17 protein-coding genes and 1 tRNA gene are annotated in these 19,216 nt (G+C 38.1%); 15 read left to right on the top strand and 3 right to left on the bottom strand.

Annotated elements, in window-relative coordinates:
- Window positions 1-9: 9 nt before the first annotated feature.
- The gene (locus JZO83_RS00360) at window positions 10-1,008 is read right to left on the bottom strand and encodes an ROK family transcriptional regulator (protein WP_207114716.1); all 999 of its coding nucleotides are present in this window, start codon (window positions 1,006-1,008) and stop codon (window positions 10-12) included.
- A gap of 175 nt (window positions 1,009-1,183) precedes the next feature.
- Between JZO83_RS00360 and JZO83_RS00355 the strand changes: the two genes are divergently transcribed.
- Window positions 1,184-1,987, top strand: a complete 804-nt coding sequence (locus JZO83_RS00355; protein WP_207114715.1) for an HAD-IIB family hydrolase — start codon at window positions 1,184-1,186, stop codon at window positions 1,985-1,987.
- Window positions 1,988-2,171: 184 nt separating this feature from the next.
- Here JZO83_RS00355 and JZO83_RS00350 read toward each other — a convergent pair.
- Window positions 2,172-2,244 (bottom strand) — tRNA-Lys (locus JZO83_RS00350).
- A gap of 375 nt (window positions 2,245-2,619) precedes the next feature.
- On the opposite strand from JZO83_RS00350, the gene JZO83_RS00345 reads away from it, so the two are divergent.
- The 9 genes from JZO83_RS00345 (at window position 2,620) to JZO83_RS00305 (ending at window position 12,594) form a co-directional block, all read left to right on the top strand.
- A complete protein-coding gene (locus JZO83_RS00345) occupies window positions 2,620-3,195 on the top strand; it encodes a DUF1836 domain-containing protein (RefSeq protein WP_207114714.1) in 576 nt (191 codons plus the stop codon).
- A complete protein-coding gene (locus tag JZO83_RS00340; RefSeq protein ID WP_206856909.1) occupies window positions 3,185-4,042 on the top strand; it encodes a DegV family protein in 858 nt (285 codons plus the stop codon). Before JZO83_RS00345 ends, JZO83_RS00340 begins: the two co-directional genes overlap by 11 nt.
- Window positions 4,043-4,355: 313 nt before the next feature.
- Complete coding sequence (locus tag JZO83_RS00335) at window positions 4,356-5,426, top strand: hypothetical protein (RefSeq protein ID WP_206856907.1); 1,071 nt, start codon at window positions 4,356-4,358, stop codon at window positions 5,424-5,426.
- A gap of 251 nt (window positions 5,427-5,677) precedes the next feature.
- Entirely contained in the window at window positions 5,678-6,757 is a 1,080-nt protein-coding gene (locus tag JZO83_RS00330) for a DUF1002 domain-containing protein (RefSeq protein ID WP_206856906.1), read from the top strand.
- 244 nt (window positions 6,758-7,001) lie between these two features.
- Window positions 7,002-7,706 (top strand): response regulator YycF, encoded by a 705-nt coding sequence (gene yycF, locus JZO83_RS00325; protein WP_207114713.1) that lies wholly within the window; start codon window positions 7,002-7,004, stop codon window positions 7,704-7,706.
- A gap of 4 nt (window positions 7,707-7,710) precedes the next feature.
- Window positions 7,711-9,552: a cell wall metabolism sensor histidine kinase WalK gene (gene walK, locus JZO83_RS00320; protein ID WP_206856904.1), complete on the top strand. Its 1,842-nt coding sequence runs from the start codon at window positions 7,711-7,713 to the stop codon at window positions 9,550-9,552.
- A complete protein-coding gene (gene yycH / locus JZO83_RS00315) occupies window positions 9,549-10,856 on the top strand; it encodes a two-component system activity regulator YycH (RefSeq protein ID WP_206856903.1) in 1,308 nt (435 codons plus the stop codon). The genes walK and yycH overlap by 4 nt, the downstream gene beginning before the upstream one ends.
- Window position 10,857: 1 nt before the next feature.
- Entirely contained in the window at window positions 10,858-11,730 is an 873-nt protein-coding gene (locus JZO83_RS00310) for a two-component system regulatory protein YycI (RefSeq protein ID WP_206856902.1), read from the top strand.
- A gap of 54 nt (window positions 11,731-11,784) precedes the next feature.
- On the top strand, window positions 11,785-12,594 hold the full coding sequence (locus tag JZO83_RS00305) for an MBL fold metallo-hydrolase (protein ID WP_206856900.1): 810 nt from the start codon (window positions 11,785-11,787) through the stop codon (window positions 12,592-12,594).
- A 106-nt stretch (window positions 12,595-12,700) separates the two neighbouring features.
- Here the strand turns inward: JZO83_RS00305 and JZO83_RS00300 are convergent, their stop codons facing one another.
- A complete protein-coding gene (locus JZO83_RS00300) occupies window positions 12,701-13,363 on the bottom strand; it encodes a type II CAAX endopeptidase family protein (RefSeq protein WP_206856898.1) in 663 nt (220 codons plus the stop codon).
- An 810-nt stretch (window positions 13,364-14,173) separates the two neighbouring features.
- Here JZO83_RS00300 and groES point away from each other — a divergent pair.
- The 5 genes from groES to JZO83_RS00275 all read left to right on the top strand — a co-directional run bounded on the left by groES (window position 14,174) and on the right by JZO83_RS00275 (window position 19,152).
- Window positions 14,174-14,458: a co-chaperone GroES gene (groES, locus tag JZO83_RS00295; RefSeq protein WP_206856896.1), complete on the top strand. Its 285-nt coding sequence runs from the start codon at window positions 14,174-14,176 to the stop codon at window positions 14,456-14,458.
- Between the two features lie 36 nt (window positions 14,459-14,494).
- Entirely contained in the window at window positions 14,495-16,129 is a 1,635-nt protein-coding gene (gene groL / locus JZO83_RS00290; RefSeq protein WP_207114712.1) for a chaperonin GroEL, read from the top strand.
- A 217-nt stretch (window positions 16,130-16,346) separates the two neighbouring features.
- Window positions 16,347-16,718 carry a hypothetical protein gene (locus tag JZO83_RS00285; protein ID WP_207114711.1) on the top strand — a complete coding sequence of 124 codons (372 nt, stop codon included), beginning with the start codon at window positions 16,347-16,349 and terminating at the stop codon, window positions 16,716-16,718.
- A 4-nt stretch (window positions 16,719-16,722) separates the two neighbouring features.
- Window positions 16,723-17,265, top strand: coding sequence for a type II TA system antitoxin MqsA family protein (locus JZO83_RS00280; protein WP_207114710.1), 543 nt, complete (start codon window positions 16,723-16,725; stop codon window positions 17,263-17,265).
- A gap of 480 nt (window positions 17,266-17,745) precedes the next feature.
- A complete protein-coding gene (locus JZO83_RS00275) occupies window positions 17,746-19,152 on the top strand; it encodes a PTS sugar transporter subunit IIC (RefSeq protein WP_206856890.1) in 1,407 nt (468 codons plus the stop codon).
- The last annotated feature ends 64 nt before the right edge of the window (window positions 19,153-19,216 follow it).

Here is a 19,216-nt window from a genome sequence, read left to right as displayed (position 1 = left end):
TGAAAATTATCAATAGCAAGCAAGGTCAAAAGGCGTATGGTGATAAATCAGCCAGTGAAGACCTAAAACGATACTGGTCTCTAAATCATCCAGATAGATAAATAGAGGAGAATTAGGTTGTTTTGCTAAATAAAGGTTTTGTGCTAAAGATTCCTCTACAAGAGGCTTGATATCTGTGTCAATTGCCAAGACGAATTTATCTGGGGCAATCAACGCATTATACGTAGCAATCAAAGAAGAAAGATTTTCAGCTAGTTCGCCAGGCGTTTCAGGACTTCCTTGATCTAAGAACATCGGAAAATATTTCGCTTCGCCAGCAAGCGAGTCATGGCCTTCGATCAAAGAGGACTTGGCAAGCAATGTGACACCCGGCATGCTATTTTGTGGATAGTAGATGCCAACGATCGTTTCAGACAATGGCAGTTGTTTTAAAAGACAATGACCGATCGTAAAAAGGTGGGCATCATTTTGAATATGATAAGGAAGATCAGTTACTTCCTCAATCAACTGATGAATCGGCCAATGATCCATTTTTTCATACCAACTAGAAGTGATTATTCCCTCTGAAATTTTAGCAGGAATCGAAAATCCAAGAGAGGCAATCGTTGATGCGCTCTTTAGATGATTAGCAATCAGCAACTGAAAGGCAGAAGGAGAGACATCAAAAAAAGGGCGTGTTTGTTTTGCCAATCGTTCACCTTTTAAGTCAATCGTAAAAATATCTACATATAATTGTTTGTTTTTTTCTCGAAAAACAAACAGCAATGAATGCTTTCTATCATAATTGAATTCATATTGTGTTGCCGGACGCCCGATTTCTCTTGGTTTGTTAGGATGTTCAAATAAAAAGCCATCATCCACCAACTCCTTCACTAAAGAATTGATCGTCACCATACTAATCTTTGTTGCTTCAACGATTTCGGATGAATATAGCTTTTGATGTTGATAAAGCAAGGAAAGTACGCGATTTAAATTGGTTTGCCGTATTAGATTTTTCTTAGTTGTCATCATTCATTATCCTTTATTAAGACATTTAATTAAGTATATCGGATGCCCATCTAAATGTAAATCTATAGCTAAAATAGGCATATTTGAGTATTTTATTCATTTAATACTTGACGTAATCTTATTAATTGATAAACTTAATAAAGGAACTTAATTAAAGCGTTAAGGAGGATCACATATGATTAAATTGATCTTAACAGACTTAGATGGCACGTTTTTAAATAGTAAAGGGGAATTTGATAAAAAATTATACACAGAAGTGAAAGCGCTTATGGACGAACAACAAATATTTTTTGCACCATGCACAGGAAAACAATGTGAACGTGTCGAAGAGTTATTCGGACCTGAGCTTTCCCAGGATTTATGGATTCTCGGCGATAGCGCTACTCGAATCAAGCACCAAGATGAATATGTTTACGAATCTTTATTACCAAATAAAGTCGGAACTGAAATCCTTCAAAAACTAGAGGAAATCTCTGATGAATACACGATCATCGCTTGCACACCAAGTGCAGCAATCATCAAAAATACCGTACCTGAAGAAGAAGCCAAAGTGGTTCGTCGCTCCTATGCCAGGGTCAAGACGGTTGAAAGTCTAAAAGAAATAACAGAAGACTTTGTAAAAATCACCGTGTTTGATCCGCAAAAAAAATGTTTTGAACATGTCAAACAGTTAGAAGAATTTAAACAACAAGCCTATATCGTTGCTTCAGAAGCTGCTTGGATCGACATCTCAAATTATAATGTCCATAAAGGAACAACAGTAGCAGAATTACAAAAGATCCTAAACGTCACACCAGAAGAAACAATGGCATTTGGTGACGGCCTAAATGATATCGAATTATTAGAACGCGCAGCTTACAGCTTTGCGATGAGCAATGCCTTTGAGCAAATCAAAGAAGTTGCACAATTTGTAACAAAATCAAATGACGAAAATGCGGTGCTCCATACGATCAAAAAAATGATTGCCTTACAAGCGTGAAAACCAGTTTGTTTGATTTTGGAGAAAGAGCCTTCAACCATTTAATTGGAAGAAGGCTCTTTTTTATTCAAATTATAGGGAAATCAAGAGTATGCCCGAGCACAAAAAAATGCCACCACGCACACTCTTTTCCAAACTACCGTAGTAGCCAAGAGTGTACTGGTGACGTGGGTTTGGCACCCAATGGGCCGTGAGGGGCTCGAACCCGCGACCCGCTGATTAAGAGTCAGCTGCTCTACCAACTGAGCTAACGGCCCATATGAAAAAGTACTTAATTATAGTAGCACTAAGTATTTTAAATTGCAAGAAGCGAATAATAAAAATACGTCAAAACTTTACTACTTCCTAGAAATTCATTCATAGTTTATTCATAAATAACCGCTAAGATAAAACTATCCCAACCAACAAAGTTCTTGCAGAGGAACAACCCATAACACTTTTTCATTTTTTACTCCTTTCCCGCCGTTTTACGGCGGGTCTTTTTTGTATTTAAAATAACTAATATATCAGCTGTTTAACGTTTATAAAAAACGAAAGTTCTTGTTATTAAATAATCTAGTCAAAGAAACTAGATTGCATGTTTTTTGAAACTTTGATAAGATATTAATGAGAACATTAAAGGAGCTTTCATAATGGAAAAAATGCGACAGCAGTTAGTCGATTGGGGAGAGAATCTCGAATCCTTTCGATTACCTCATTGGGAAGAGCTTCCCGACCTAGAGCTTTATATGGACCAAGTGAAAACATTGGTAGATCGCTATCTCTCACCAGTGATCCAAGGAGAAAAACATCCTTTGCTGACTTCATCCATGGTGAATAACTATGTGAAGTTAGGGATGATACCGGCGCCAGTCAAAAAAAAATACAGTAAACAACATGTGGCATTTTTGATTGCGATCACGACGCTCAAACAAATCTTAACGATCCCCGAGATTAAAGAAGGGATTTTATTCCAAGGGAAAACGATTGGGATACGAGAAGCGTACAATCTTTTTTGTGATGAGCAAGAAAATGCGATACGAATGGTTAGTCAATTAGCCCAAGGAAAACAACATGAACAATTATTAAATAAAGAAATTCCATTAGAATATGTTGCTGTTCGTTCAGCGACGATTTCTTTTGCAATGAAGCTACTAGCGGAAAAAACCATCAGCCTGGAAAGCGAATATTTACAAGAGGCAAAAAAGGAGAAAGAAAATGAAGAATAAAATTGCAATTTTAGTAGATTCAGGAACAGATGTGCCACAAGAAATCATTGATATGTACAATATTTATGTGATTCCTTTGAAAATCATCTATAAAGATAGAGAATATACAGATAAAGTTGACATCACTCCTGAAGAAATTTATAAGCGTTTACCTGAAGAAATTCCAGGCACATCTTTACCCGATGGAGAATCAATCACCAAAATTTTTGATCAAATCAAAGATGATGGTTACGATAAAGTACTCGCAATCACTATCTCAAGTGGTTTAAGTGGAACGAACAATGTCGTTCGTCTTGTTGCACAAGAACAAGAAGGACTACAAACGCATGTGTTAGATACAAAAAATATTGGTATCGGTGCTGGATTCACAGCAATCCAAGCCGCGAAATGGATCGAAGAAGGCATGGAATGGGAAACACTGATCGATGAATTAGTTGCATTAGCAGAACGTACGAAAGTCTTCTTCAACGTAGCAACACTTGAATACCTACAAAAAGGTGGACGTATTGGTTTAGTTGCTTCAATTTTGGGAAATGCTCTAAAATTGAACCCAATCATCTCTTGTAATGAAGAAGGTATCTATTATACAGTAGGTAAAGCACGTGGAAGAAAGAAAAGTTTAGAGAAAACGATGTCCTATGTGAAAGAAGTAGTCGGAGATGCGAAAGTCTTTAACTTAGCGGTTGCACATGGTGATGCAGAAGAAGAAGCAATCGAAATGAAGGCACGTTTTGAACGTGAATTTCCAAATGTCCAAGAGATTTATTTTGGACAAATCTCACCGGCATTAGTCGTCCACACTGGTCCAGGTCTATTGGGTATCGGTATCCAAATACTTGAAGCATAGGATGACCAACGACAAGTAATCGTCAAAGAATAGATTTATTTTTTATCGTTCACAACTAGAGATAAAAAATAAAAGAATACTAAAAGAATTGCAAATGAAGACCCGCTCTTTAGAAGTTAGATCAGCATCTAATTTCTAGAGGGCGGTATTTTTATAGGCAAACTTAATTTTGGATTCAAATGATAAATTCTTCAAAAGTAGCTTGACCTTAGAATCGCTCTAACCAATATCATTAAAGTAGACATAGAAATACGAATCATATCGATTGATCACTATGTCAGTTTATTTATAGGTAGAAAGAAGGAGTTTCAAAATGAATTATGTAGAATTAAGTGCTCACAGGGAAAATCCGGCGGTGACGATCATGTTAGGGATGCCAAATGACGAGAAAAGTGCTGAAAAATATAAACTAGTGTTAAAAAATCTTGTAAAACAGATTATTTTAGAGTTGGAAGAAATGGCAGGAACAGCGGCGAAAACAATGATTAATAAAATTGATCAATTGCTAGAAGACTTTCAACCTACGCATAAAAGAGGAAGTATTGTCTATTTTGTTTCGCCAAGTATCAATGAACAAATCGAAGTACCATTTGTGTTGGAGAGTCAATACGTTATCGATGAGTATTTCCATACAAAAGAAATCTTAAGAAGCGAAAGTAAAATGAATCACTATTATGTGTTGACGATTGGGATGGATTGTTCACGTCTACTAGAATATGTCGATCATATTTTAGTACAAGAAGTGAAAGATGCGCATTTCCCAATCAGGAATAAAGGCTATTGGACAAAAGACCGTGTATTGAACTCAATGGGAAGCGTACAAACGAATTACAAAAAAGAGTTCTTTAAATGGATCGATTCTGAGTTGCAACCTTATTTGAATCGTACGCCACGGCCAATCATTTTAGCTGGAACAACTGAAAATATTGCTGCGTATAAGCAGATTTGCCATAAAGATGAACTGATCGTTGGGGAAATCTATGGAAACTTTACCGCTGATAGCGGCGAAAATGAGTTGGCAATAGGAGAGCAAGCAAATCAGGTGATCCAAGAATATATTCGTCATCAAAAAGAAACGTTGTTGTACACTTTAGCAGGAATGGAAAATCAAGGACGTTTAGAGCGAGATGTAGCCAATATCTATAGACAAGTAATCAAAGGAAAAGGACAAAAATTGATCGTTGACCACGATTACTACCAAGAGGCAGTGATTGTCGATCATCAAGTCAAATTATTAGATATCTCCTCAACCGACGAAGGCTATGTCGAAGATATCGTGAATGAGATCATTTACGAAGTAATGCGATACGGAGGAGAAGTTATTTTCGTTGAATCGAAAGTGTTAGAAAATCAATCGCCGATCCTATTGCAATTACGCTACTAAAATCAAATGATACAAAAGTAAAAAAAAGCCTAGAAGGCGAGGTCCAAAGCCCAACATTCGAAAATAGTCGGAGGTTGGGCTTTTTTTATGAACGATGAAAGAAAGGCTAAAAAGGTTATAATGGTTAAAAAACACCAGTAATATTAAAAGATAGTATAAGATTCTTTTCAAATCAGCCTTGAGGCGTAGGTTATCTTATAGACCTTATAGTACAATGTTTAAAACAGAAAACAGCTACATGGAGGTTATGTATGAAAAAAACAAAAATAATTGCCACTCTCTTGGTCTCAAGCCAAGTTTTACTAGCGACACCAATCGTATTAGCAGAAGAAACGGCGACAACACAAAGCATTGTTCCAATTTCAGGAACTGTTGACCCGGCAGTCGCAACGGACTCTTCTGAGACAGGTACAACACAAAGCATTGTCCCGATTTCAGGAACTGTTGACTCGACAGTTGCTACTGATTCTTCTGAATCATCAACATCAAGTAGTTCGAGTGAACGTTTGCAGATCAATGCAGTAGCAATCGGTAATGCGTTAACGAAAGAACAAGAAACTTATACATTAGACAAACTAGGGATCAAAGGTGAGACGCCGATTTATAAGACATCTGGTACAGATTTAATGACCTATATCCCTGATGGTGGATTTACCGCAGACTGGGCAGTTTATAGCTCTGTCCGTATGCAGACACTTTCTGAAGGTGAAGGAATCACTGTCGATATCGCGACACCAGAAAATATCACACGAATCACTGCTGCGCAATATCAAAATGCAGCGTTGACAGCTGGGATCACTGATGCGAAATTGACGGTCGCATCCGCAGTGCCGATCGATGGCTCAGGAGCTTTAGCAGGCGTGTATAAGATCGTTGAAGAATCTGGTGGGATCATCAATCAGGATAGAGTATCTGTCGCTCAAAATGAAATGGATGTTTTATCTTCTATCACAGAAGAAAACAAAGATAAAGACGGCTATTCTGACGAAGCGTTAAACAAAGCACAAGAGCAAGCAAAAGAAGAATTGGCGGCTAAAACTGCTGATGGAAAAGAATTGACACAAGCAGATATTCAAACGACAGTTGAAAAAGCACTGAAAGATAATGGATTAGAAGATGTCATGACAAGCGATCAAGTCACTGAAATCACTTCATTGATGAGCGAGATGAAAGATAAAAACATTTTTGAAGACTTCGTGAAAGAATTAGACTTAACTGAGGCACGCAAACAAATTGAAGAAAGATCAAAAGGTCTTTGGGAGAATATCAAAGGATTCTTTAGTGGGATATGGGATTCGATCACTGGCATGTTTTCTGGCAACTCCCAATAATTGAAGGGATATCTTGCCCCGAATGAAACAACTATTTTGATCTGTCTTATGTGGATCATGGATAACAGAAACATAAATAAACCGCTAAAACTTTAACGAGTTAGCGGTTTATTTTTATCCGCATCCATGTTTTCTGTCAGGAGATTTTTATTAATAACGTGCTATTTTTTAAGAAAGATGAAACCTGATAAGAAATGCGGTATAATGGAACAGAATGACAATACTAACTAAGAGGTGGCTCTTTATGAAAAAAATACTAGTTGTCGACGACGAAAAACCGATTTCGGATATCGTCAAATTTAATTTAGCAAAAGAAGGCTATGATGTTTATACAGCGTATGATGGGGAAGAAGCTTTAGCAAAGGTAGCTGAGGTGGAACCTGATTTGATCGTCTTAGATTTGATGTTGCCAAAAATGGATGGCTTAGAAGTGGCTCGTGAAGTGCGAAAAACGTTTGACATGCCGATCATCATGGTGACAGCGAAGGATTCTGAGATTGACAAAGTTCTAGGTTTAGAACTTGGAGCAGACGATTATGTGACCAAACCATTTTCTAATCGGGAATTAGTGGCTCGGGTGAAAGCAAACCTTCGACGTGGGGCTTCTGCTGCCAAAGAAGTAGAAGAAGTAACTCCTTCTGAATTGGTCATTGGTGATTTGACGATCCATCCCGATGCCTATATGGTGACAAAACGTGGCGAAACGATCGAATTGACTCATCGCGAGTTTGAACTTCTATTTTATTTGGCAAAACACATTGGTCAAGTAATGACACGGGAGCATTTGTTACAGACCGTTTGGGGATATGATTATTTTGGAGATGTCCGTACAGTAGACGTGACCGTTCGTCGTTTACGTGAAAAAATCGAGGACAATCCAAGTCATCCTAGCTATTTAGTTACACGCCGAGGCGTAGGATACTACTTGCGTAATCAAGAACAGGAGTAATTGGATGAAAGGAAAAGTCCGTTTTTTTCGATCAGTAAACTTCAAAATAGCGATCACATTTATTTTGATTTTACTGATCTCAATTGAAATCATTGGAGCGTATTTTATCAGGGGATTGGAACGTTCAACGATCAATACCTTTATCAAAGATATGAACCAAACAGTAGAAACGTTAGCGACAACGATCAGTCCGGAGCTGAACCGTAAAGGAAATGACAGCGCAGGTATCGATGACGCCAATACGAATATCAAACGTTTTATTGAGACCAGTGCCTCAAGCGATATTATCGAGATTCGTGTCGTGGATGAAAGAGGGATCATTCGTGCAACGACAGAAGTCAGTGAACAAGGCTCGGTCGGCAAAAAGAATGACTATGTCGATATCAATGATTTTACAACCAAACGATATGTCGCCTTAGACGACGATGGAAAACGAGTAAATATCAATATCCAACCCATTTTGTCCCCGACCGGCGACGCCGTTATCGGGGCTCTTTACGTCAAAAGTGATATTGAACAAAAATATTCAGAGATCACTAATACAGCGTTGATTTTTTTCACTGCTTCATTGATCGCCGCATTCATTTCAATGATCGTTTCTGTCTTGGTTGCGCGTTCGATCACGCAACCGATTGGGGAAATGCGTGAACAAGCGATCCGCATTGCTCGTGGTGACTATAGCCGCAAGGTAAAAGTCCACGGACAAGATGAATTAGGGCAACTCGCTGAAACGTTCAACCAGTTAGCAGAACGGATCGAAGAAGCGCAAGACACCATGGAAGCCGAACGAAATCGTCTTGATAGCGTCTTGTCACATATGACGGATGGTGTTATCGCAACCGATCGTCGTGGGAAAATCATTACGATCAATGATATGGCTGTCTCATTATTAGATTTGAAAAAGGAAGAAGCAATCGGTCAATCCATCTTGACACTATTAGCGATCGAAGAAGAATACACGCTACGTAAGCTTTTAGAAGACCCGAATGAAATGATCTTAGATCGCTCGACAGGAGCGCGAGAAGCAGACCAAATGATCTTACGTGTCGATTTTTCGATGATCCGACGAGAATCTGGTTTTATCAGTGGGTTAGTTGCAGTGTTACATGACGTTACAGAACAAGAGAAAACGGAACGGGAACGTCGAGAATTCGTTTCAAATGTCTCGCATGAATTGCGTACGCCATTAACTAGTATGCGTAGCTACATCGAGGCACTAAGTGAGGGCGCTTGGAAGGACGAAGAAGTCGCACCGAACTTCTTGAAAGTGACCTTGGATGAAACCGACCGTATGATCCGTATGATCAACGATTTGCTGAATCTCTCTCGTATGGATACAGGGAATACCCAGTTACAATTAGAGTATGTGAACTTTAATGAACTCGTCAATTTTGTGTTAGATCGTTTTGATATGATGGTAGGGAATCAAGAGAAGAATTATACGATCCGTCGAGAGTTCACTCAACGAGATCTTTGGGTCGAGATCGATACGGATAAAATCATCCAGGTCATCGACAATATCATGAACAATGCGATCAAATATTCACCTGATGGAGGCGCCATTACCTGTCGCTTACTTGAAACCCATAACAATGTGATTTTAAGTATTACGGACCAAGGGCTCGGTATTCCGAAAAAAGATTTGAACCGTGTATTTGAGCGTTTTTATCGAGTGGACAAAGCAAGAGCTAGAGCACAAGGCGGAACAGGACTCGGTTTAGCGATCTCTCGTGAAGTAGTGAAAGCACATCGTGGCGCAATCTGGGCAGAAAGTAAGGAGGGACAAGGTTCAACCTTCTATATTTCTTTACCTTATGAACCGTATGAGGAGGAATGGTGGGAATGAAGATTTCTGAAAAATTTATACGAATTGGTTTGATCTTGATGGTTGCATTAAGCTTATATTTCTCTTATGCGATTTGGCTAAGTCCAGCTGGGAAAACCTCAATCAACTTGGAGGAGACCACTTCACAAGTGGTTGAATCACAAAGCTATCGTAAAGCATCAGAAATTTATCTGCCTTTACACCTCACTTGGTTCCAAAAAGAGACAGCGAAAGAAACGAATAGCGAGAACTTGATTTCTAGAATCCATGGATTGATCGAAGGCGCACGTTTCGGCAAGTTGACAGAAGTCGTGGAAGCAGATCAAGAAAAGTTCGATCAGAAGAAGGCACTCAATGAAGGAATCGAATTCTCATACAATGCTCCATATCTGCTGAGCGGCTATGTCAAAGCATTTGGATTGAACATTGATCTAGGAGAAGTTCAAAACGAAGATGTCTACTTTACGAGTGTCCAGTTTGATGAAAAAGGAGACAAAGTCAGTTTTATCGATTATGATCAACAAACGATTTATGAAGCTAGTCTATCAATGGATTGGAATGTGGTAGAACATGATTTAAATTCTTCGGATGTCAACTGGACACCTGTCTTCAACACACCAACAAATATCGAAACACAGCACAGCATTAAAGAACCAATGAAATTGAAAAAATACAGTTATATTTTATCTCAGCAACCGTATACGGTCTTTCGAAATGCCTTCTTTTCTCAGGCAGATGAGGTAAAAAATAATGATGAAAGTACTGAATTGATCTTTTATGATGGCAATGAAACGATGACGATCCATTCTGAGAATCAAATCGTTGATTTTAGAGGTGAGTTGCCGACGACTGAAGAACCTAACAATATTTTTACGGATAGTTTTCCTTATGTCAGCAAATTAGGCGGAGCTTTAGGAAATGTTCGTTATTTCGATCGCAATAAGAATCAAATCGATTATCGTATTTTTGTGGAAGGTTTCCCTGTTTTTGGTTCAGACAGCAAAGGGAAAGTCGGGATCGAAATCGGTAATGAGCAAGCGAGTAACCAAGTAAGTATCCAAACAAGCTTAAATACCATTCAAGTTCCTATCCCTTCAGATGAAGAAGTCGAGTTGCCTAGCACGGATGAAGTCTATCAAGAACTGATTGATAAAGGAGCGGAAGAATCGAAAATCGAGCTGATCATCGTTGGTTATACATGGCAAAATATCGAGGAAACCAATCGCGTCGTTGATCTCTTCCCAGAATGGTATGTGAAATATCAAGGAGAATGGCATTCTGCGAATGAATTGTTAGCCAAGTTACCTGAGAAGGAGGCGGAGTAATATGGATTTCAAAAAAATTGAATGGATTTTCTTCGTCGCCTTTTTAGGATTGAATGTCTTTTTGTTTAGCAGCTATCATGAAGCAATCAATCAAGAGCATACAGTTATACGATCGGATCAGACTGAAACGATCCAAAAGCGTTTAGCAAATGATGATATTACCTATACTGGAGATTTTTCTTCAGAAAGTAAACAAGGATACTATTTAAGTGCAGAAGAAACAGAACTCAGTCAAGCATTATTTAAGCATCGTCAAGAAAACAATCGACGTGGCCTTTTAGAGAGTGGGGTTTCGATCAACGATAATATATTGACTAAAACATTAACGGACTCTGAAGGGGAAAGTAACGCACTTGATCCAGATCGTATGGCGAGCTCACTCAATGACTTTTTGGATAATGAAGAAGATGTTTTATTTGGCAGCGAGTATATTTACATGAAAAATTTTTCTGTGTTAGAAGGTGATTCTCCTGAAATCACGGCAAGTCAAACCTATGAAGGGCTACCATTTTATGATGATACAGCGAAGATCATTTTCTCGCTCGAAAAAAAGGGGGATGAGTATCGTATTTCAAAGTTTACACAAACCCACTTATCGAGTATTGAACAATTGCGGGAAAAAACAGAATTACATACAGAAGAAGAAGCTATCAATACATTGTATGTAAATAATAAAATCTCCCGAGGTTCTAAAATTCTTTGGCGTCAGTTGGCTTACTCTCGTATTTTGAAAGTACGTGAGAAAAATGTGTATGTCCCAGTATGGTATGTCGCAATTGAAACCCCGGATAAAACGTATCAGATCGAAACGGTCAATGCGTTCAGTAATACGATTATTACAAATAATGCGATCCCAAAGGTGGAAGATCATTAAAAAAGTAGGTATAATGAAAAAAGTTTACAAAGTAAGAAGGGAAGTAGTAGTAAAATGGCTGAAGGAAATACAGCTTTTAAAATCAGTATCCTTGCAAGTGGGAGTTCAGGAAACTCATTATACATCGAGAGTGACAAAAAGCGACTCTTAGTAGATGCAGGACTGAGTGGGAAAAAAATTACTTCCTTGATGGCACAGATCGGACGGACACCGGATCAATTAGACGGTATCCTTGTTACGCATGAACATCGGGATCATATCCACGGTGTAGGTGTTTTGGCTCGTAAGTACCATTTAGATATCTATGCAAATGAAAAAACATGGGAAGCCATGGCACCGATGATCGGGAATGTTCCAATCGAACAAAAGCATCTGTTTCAGATGGGAAAAGTCCAAACATTTGGTGATTTAGATATCGAAAGTTTCGGGGTGTCTCATGATGCAGCTTCACCACAATTCTATCGCTTCCATAAAGAGAATCGTTCGTTTGTGATGTTGACGGATACAGGTTACTGTAGTGATCATATGCGAGGAATCATTGAAAATGCCGATGGCTATTTGATGGAAAGCAATCATGACTTAGAAATGTTGCGCATGGGTCCTTATCCATGGAACTTGAAACAACGTATTTTAGGTGATCGTGGTCATTTATCCAATGAAGACGGCGCACTAGTCATGACAGATGTCATTGGAGATCGTACAAAACGTATCTATCTAGGACATTTAAGTAAAGAAAACAATATGAAAGAATTGGCTCATCTGACGATGGAAAATATTCTTAAAGAAAAAGATCTGGGCGTTGGATACGATTTCGATGTGTATGATACGGATCCAGATGCTGCAACAGAATTATTCTCCATTTAATCAAGAGGCTGTAACGGTAAATATCAGCGCCTATACAAAAAGCGGTAGATCCGAAAATTTTAAGGAAATTTCGGATCTACCGCTTTTTTTGTTTTTGTAGAGTTACTTAGATCAAACCTCTTTGTATCGCCAGCTGAACGAAGACAACTAAAGTGTTCATACCAATGTGTGTGATCATTGGCGTCCAGATTCGACCAGTCGAACGATATTGTAAACTAAAGAAAAATCCTAAAAAGAAGTAGACCAATAAATGCCCATCATTATGTGCCAAGGCAAAAAGGAATGAGCTGACACCCGCACCTACCCAAAAGTTTGTATAATGGCCGACGATTCCAAGGATACTCCGACGGAACACAAATTCTTCCATGATTGGTCCTGCTATCGTAGTGGCGATAATAAAAGCAGGGGTGTCTAAAATCAATTGAATGATATTTTGCGTATTTTCAGATGGAGACACTTCTCCAAAAAAGAAACTCTCGATCATCACAGCGATACTTTGTAAAATCAGAGCAATAAAGATGCCGATGATTCCATATAGGAAGATTTTTGAGCGAGAAGCGACAGGTACTTTTGCTTCGATATCAATCGGTTCTTTATGCTTGTAGTATAAGAACCATAGAATCACTGCACCCAAAATATAGGTGATCGTTGTTGCATTGATCAAACCCGATGTTGAATTGACAAGTCCAACCGATGTCAAAAGCAAAGGTGAAACAAATACTAGACCGTAACAAAAAATGCTAAAAAAGCTGTATTTTTTTAATGACATAAAAAACCTCCTTGAGACAAGTGGATAACCAAGTGTAGTCATCTTCCTTGCTCGAATTAAATATAGGTGAAGTAACTTTTCGTCGAACTTTAGTGATTCAATGAAAATATATGTTACTAAACTTTATCTATTTTTCATTATACCATATCGGATTATTTCTCTGATTAGATAGTACTGATCGGTTTTTTAAAAGTTTGATCAGCAGTGTTCCCAAGCCAGCTCCTTCAATAGTAAGTCAAAACTTGAAAAAATATGAGAAGCTATTTTCCCGCGTTCTGCCTTAATACTTGGAGCTGGACGGCTTTCTCACAACCTGTGATAAACGGTGTTCAAGAAGCAACACTTCAATAATAAGCCAGAAAAATCAAAAATGAAAAAGCCATTTTCGATTTTTCTGTCTTATTACTCAGTGCTGAGCGCTTCTTTCACAACCTTGATAAACGGTGTTCGCAAAGCTGACCTTCAACATTAAGCTGAAAAATCAAAAAATATGAAAAGCTATTTTCTGATTTTCCAGCTTACTGCTCAGGTCAAAACGCTTTTCTCACAACCTTGATAAACGGTGTTCGAAAGCCAGCTCCTTCAATATTAAGTCAAAACGTGAAAAAATATGGGGAGCTATTTTCCCACGTTTTGCCTTAATACTTGGAGCTGGACGGCTTTCTCACAACCTAGTAAAAAAAATTTTTTTCTATGATTTAAAAAGCTTGCAAATGAATAGGAGAATGAGTATTATTAAAAATGTAGGTTAGCACTCGATGTGATAGAGTGCTAATGGATTCAAAAAAAGAGTTATCGGAGGGATTTATCGTGTTAAAACCATTAGGTGATCGCGTCATCATTGAAGTCGCGCAAGAAGAAGAAAAAACTGTTGGAGGAATCGTTTTAGCTTCATCAGCGAAAGAGAAACCTCAAACTGGAACAGTTGTAGCAGTGGGTGAGGGACGTTTGCTAGAAAACGGTGAAAAAGTTCCTACAGCTGTCAAAGCAGGCGACCAAGTAATGTTTGAAAAATATGCCGGTACAGAAGTGAAATTCGAAGGAACAGAATATTTGATCGTCTCTGGAAAAGATATCATGGCGATTGTTGAGTAATTACGAAACAAAAATAATTGATGAGGTGACGAAAAAATGGCAAAAGAATTGAAATTTGCAGAAGATGCACGTGCAGCAATGTTACGTGGTGTAGATAAATTAGCGGATACAGTAAAAGTGACATTAGGACCAAAAGGCCGCAATGTCGTTTTAGAAAAATCATATGGCTCTCCATTGATCACAAACGATGGTGTGACAATTGCAAAAGAAATCGAATTAGAAGATCATTTTGAAAACATGGGTGCAAAACTTGTCTCAGAAGTTGCATCTAAAACAAATGATATCGCTGGTGACGGTACAACAACTGCGACTGTATTGACACAAGCAATTGTTCGTGAAGGCTTGAAAAACGTAACAGCTGGTGCGAACCCATTAGGTATTCGTCGTGGGATCGAATTAGCAACTAAATCAGCAGTCGAAGAATTACACAACATCTCAACTGTGGTTGATTCAAAAGAAGCAATTGCACAAGTTGCGGCTGTTTCTTCTGGTTCAGAACAAGTAGGTCGTTTGATTGCAGATGCAATGGAAAAAGTCGGCAACGACGGTGTTATCACAATCGAAGAATCTAAAGGGATCGAAACAGAATTAGATGTCGTAGAAGGTATGCAATTTGACCGTGGTTACTTATCACAATATATGGTAACAGACAACGACAAAATGGAAGCTGTTTTAGAAAATCCATACTTGTTGATCACTGACAAGAAAATTTCAAATATCCAAGATATCTTACCTTTATTAGAACAAATCTTACAACAATCACGACCTTTATTGATCATTGCCGATGATGTAGACGGAGAAGCTTTACCAACATTGGTATTGAACAAAATCCGTGGTACATTCAACGTTGTCGCTGTAAAAGCACCAGGATTTGGTGACCGTCGTAAAGCAATGTTAGAAGATATTGCTGTCTTGACTGGTGGAACAGTGATCACTGATGATTTAGGGCTAGAATTGAAAGATGCAACAATCGAAAACTTAGGGAATGCTTCAAAAGTAGTTGTGGATAAAGACAACACAACGATCGTTGAAGGTTCAGGCGATAAAACAGCCATCGATGCACGTGTTCAATTGATCAAAAACCAAATCGCTGAAACAACTTCAGACTTTGACCGTGAAAAATTACAAGAACGCTTAGCAAAACTTGCTGGCGGAGTAGCTGTCGTGAAAGTCGGAGCAGCAACTGAAACAGAATTAAAAGAATTGAAACTACGTATTGAGGACGCGTTGAACGCTACTCGTGCTGCCGTTGAAGAAGGTATGGTCTCTGGTGGTGGTACAGCATTAGTGAACGTGATCAACAAAGTAGCAGCAATCGAAGCAGAAGGCGACGTAGCAACAGGAATCAAGATCGTTACTCGTGCGTTAGAAGAACCAATTCGTCAAATTGCTGAAAATGCTGGTTATGAAGGATCAGTCATCGTTGATAAATTGAAAAATGTTGATTTAGGAACAGGATTCAATGCAGCAACTGGTGAATGGGTAAACATGGTGGAAGCCGGAATCGTAGACCCAACAAAAGTAACTCGTTCAGCATTACAAAATGCAGCATCTGTTTCTGCATTACTGTTAACAACTGAAGCAGTTGTTGCAGACAAACCAGAACCAGCAGCACCTGCTGCACCTGCTGCACCTGCAATGGACCCATCAATGATGGGCGGCATGATGTAGGAGTACTGGTAAAAACATCATATTATATCGACCTGCTAGAGTCAGCTCTTGACTCTAATAGGTCGATTTTTTTTGCTAAGCAAGGCTATTACAAATTTGGTATCTTTATGGGCAAAAATTTAGGTTTTAGGATTGCTTTATATTACCATGCATGGTTTAATATATGAAAAGATGTTACTGTACGATAACAAATTATCTCTTGTGGAGGAGGTTCAGAGTGGTAAATACTGATTTGATGCTCGTTAAGAAAAAGTACACAGTAGAAAAATTCTTACAAGAATTAAAAAAAGAGTATATCGCAGGAAATTTTCAGTTCATCAGAAGAAGAAATCAAAAAATTGATTACTTGAGAAGTTTTGGATGGACACCAACCATCTTTTTTGAGTATCTTTGCGATAATTTGTCTTACAAAGATTTTTTGAATGGTCCAGTATGTGATTATAATGGAACACCAGGGGATATATGGGAGTTTGGGAAGTACATAAATGAAATCGAATTTTACATAAAAATCAAATCTTATAAAGGAATGAAATGTCTTTCTTTTCATGAGGCAACTATGCCTTGTATTTATCATTTGAGAGGGGTGTAGTAAAGTGAATAATTATTTTTGTGAAGCGTGTGGTATTGATTCAAGTTTTACTAGGACGACGCTTGTAGAGTATACGACGGTAAAAGAATTAGATTTTAAAAATACACACACATATTATAAGTGTGATAAGTGCGGAGAAATGTTTGAACCATTTGATAATTATGATTTAAATTATTTATCTGATTATGAAAAATATAGTGAAATCAAAGGTTTATTGACTTATAAAGAAATAAAGGCAATTCGTAAAACTTATGGTCTTAGTCAAAGAGATCTCAGTAAACTTTTAGCAATTAGTCATGCAACTATTTCAAGACTAGAAAAAGGTGAAATTCTATCTGAGCAACAAGATGTATTATTCCGATTAGTCGCTGAACCTTATGCGTTTTATAAATCGATAGTTAGAACTAGAAAACATGTATTAAAAAAAGAAGTAGCTGAAAGGTTAGAAGAAAGATTAAAATATTTGATTGCCGATGACTATGTAAAACACAGAGAAGAAGCTGAAAAGTGGTATGAGCAAGTAAACGAAAAGAAAAAGATTATCTAAATTTTTCATTTGCAAGTTTCTACAGTGGATCTTGTGATATAGACGAGATGATTTATAATGATTCGCAAAAACTCTGTACAAGGATTTTTCCTCATTTGAATTTAAAATCGAGTCTGATTATCACTGGAGAAATAATCTTTAGATATAATAAGAAAAAAAGATTTATCTATTGTGTGAAAATAGATAGATCTTTTTTTGTGATTATTCGTTATAAAGTCACAAGCGATTGGTATTTTAAATGCGGGATAATTATCAGCTAATACAAATCTTTTAAGTAATAAATCGATAGAATGCCGCTTTAATTTGTCAGTTTTTTTGTCTATTTATTTCGCATATATTATCTATGCCAGAAAATTCATTTCTCATCACTTTTCTTTTGTTATTTCTCTAGCGAATTTCACAAAGTTATGCTATATTTGTAATATCATTATAATGTATGCGCATTCATATTGATAGAGATTGAATTATAGGAGGATTAAGATGAATAAATTAATGGAATGGATGGAGAGATATATCTTGCCAGTTGCCACGAAAATTGGTTCGGAAAAGCATCTAGTCGCTTTACGTGATGCGTTTATCGGAACCATGCCGGCAACGATGGCGGGAGCTATTGCTGTGTTACTGAATGCGTTTATGCGTGACTTTCCTAATACGTATTTAGGTGAAGGAAACGCCATTACGACTTTCTTTACACCGGTTATTGGCGTCAATGGTTTGATTTGGAATGGGACGCTAGCAATCATGGCTGTCGTATTCGCACTGTCTTTAGGTGCAAACTTAGCAAAAGCATATGAAGTGGACCCTGTATCAGGAAGTATCGTATCATTAGTTGCATTTATTATTGGATTACCTGATGCTGCCACAGCTGTTTTGACGTTACCAGAAAAATTGTCACAAGATGCGATGGACATGATCACTACAGCAGGTGGTGTGATTGCTGATGGTGCCGATGGTGGACAGACCCTTTCTATGGGCGCATGGGGTTATTTCAACTTTGGAAAATACATGGGCGGTTCTGGTCTATTTACAGCCATGATCTTTGGTTTTATTTCTGTCATCATTTTTGCGATATTGATGCGTAAAAAAATTATTATCAAAATGCCAGAATCAGTTCCACCGGCAGTTGCTCGAGCTTTTGCCGCAATTATTCCAGCAGTTGTTTCTTTATATGTTGTAGGTACAATCAATTATGTCTTTAGACAAACAGCAGGCGTACCATTGATCGACTGGATTTCTGAAGCGATTCAAAAACCTTTGATGAACTTGTCGCAAGGTTATGGGGCAGTCTTTATTATCGTATTATTGGTTCATGTTCTTTGGTTCTTTGGATTACATGGAACAAATATCATGTCGCCAGTGTTACAGACTCTTTATGGTACAGCGATGGTCGAAAATACCAACGCCTTTCAAAATAATGAACCGATCCCGTTCAAATGGGTAGCAGGTTCTTTTGAAGCATTTGTATGGCCTGGTGGTGCGGGTGTAACATTAGTACTGATTGTCATGATCTTATTTTTATCAAAACGAGCAGATTACAAAACGGTCGGTAAATTAGGGATTGCACCAGGTTTGTTCAATATCAATGAACCAGTAATGTTTGGGCTACCAGTCGTATTGAATCCGTTGTTGATGATTCCATTCATCTTGGCGCCGCTTGCAACTGCTACGATTGCTTACTTTGCGACAATGGCCGGTCTTGTTCGTCCGGTAGTAGTAAATGTGATTTGGGTCATGCCGACGATCATTAGTGGGTTTTTAGCAACAGCTGGTGATTGGCGCGCAATCGTCTTGACGATCGTCAATCTTTTAGTGGCTGCACTAATTTGGGCACCATTTATCTTGGCTGCTAACCGCTTAGATCCTAATCTAGGTGAACCAGAAGAATAAAAGAAGCAAACTCCTTGCTATGAGACGCGTTTCATACCGTATACTCAAAGCATAAATAAAGGAG

The sequence above is a fragment of the Enterococcus sp. DIV1298c genome, from assembly GCF_017316315.1.
GTDB classification, from domain to species: Bacteria; Bacillota; Bacilli; order Lactobacillales; family Enterococcaceae; genus Enterococcus_B; species Enterococcus_B mangumiae.
The sequence above is the reverse complement of the archived record's forward strand: the minus strand, read 5'-3'. Positions and strand labels throughout refer to the sequence as shown.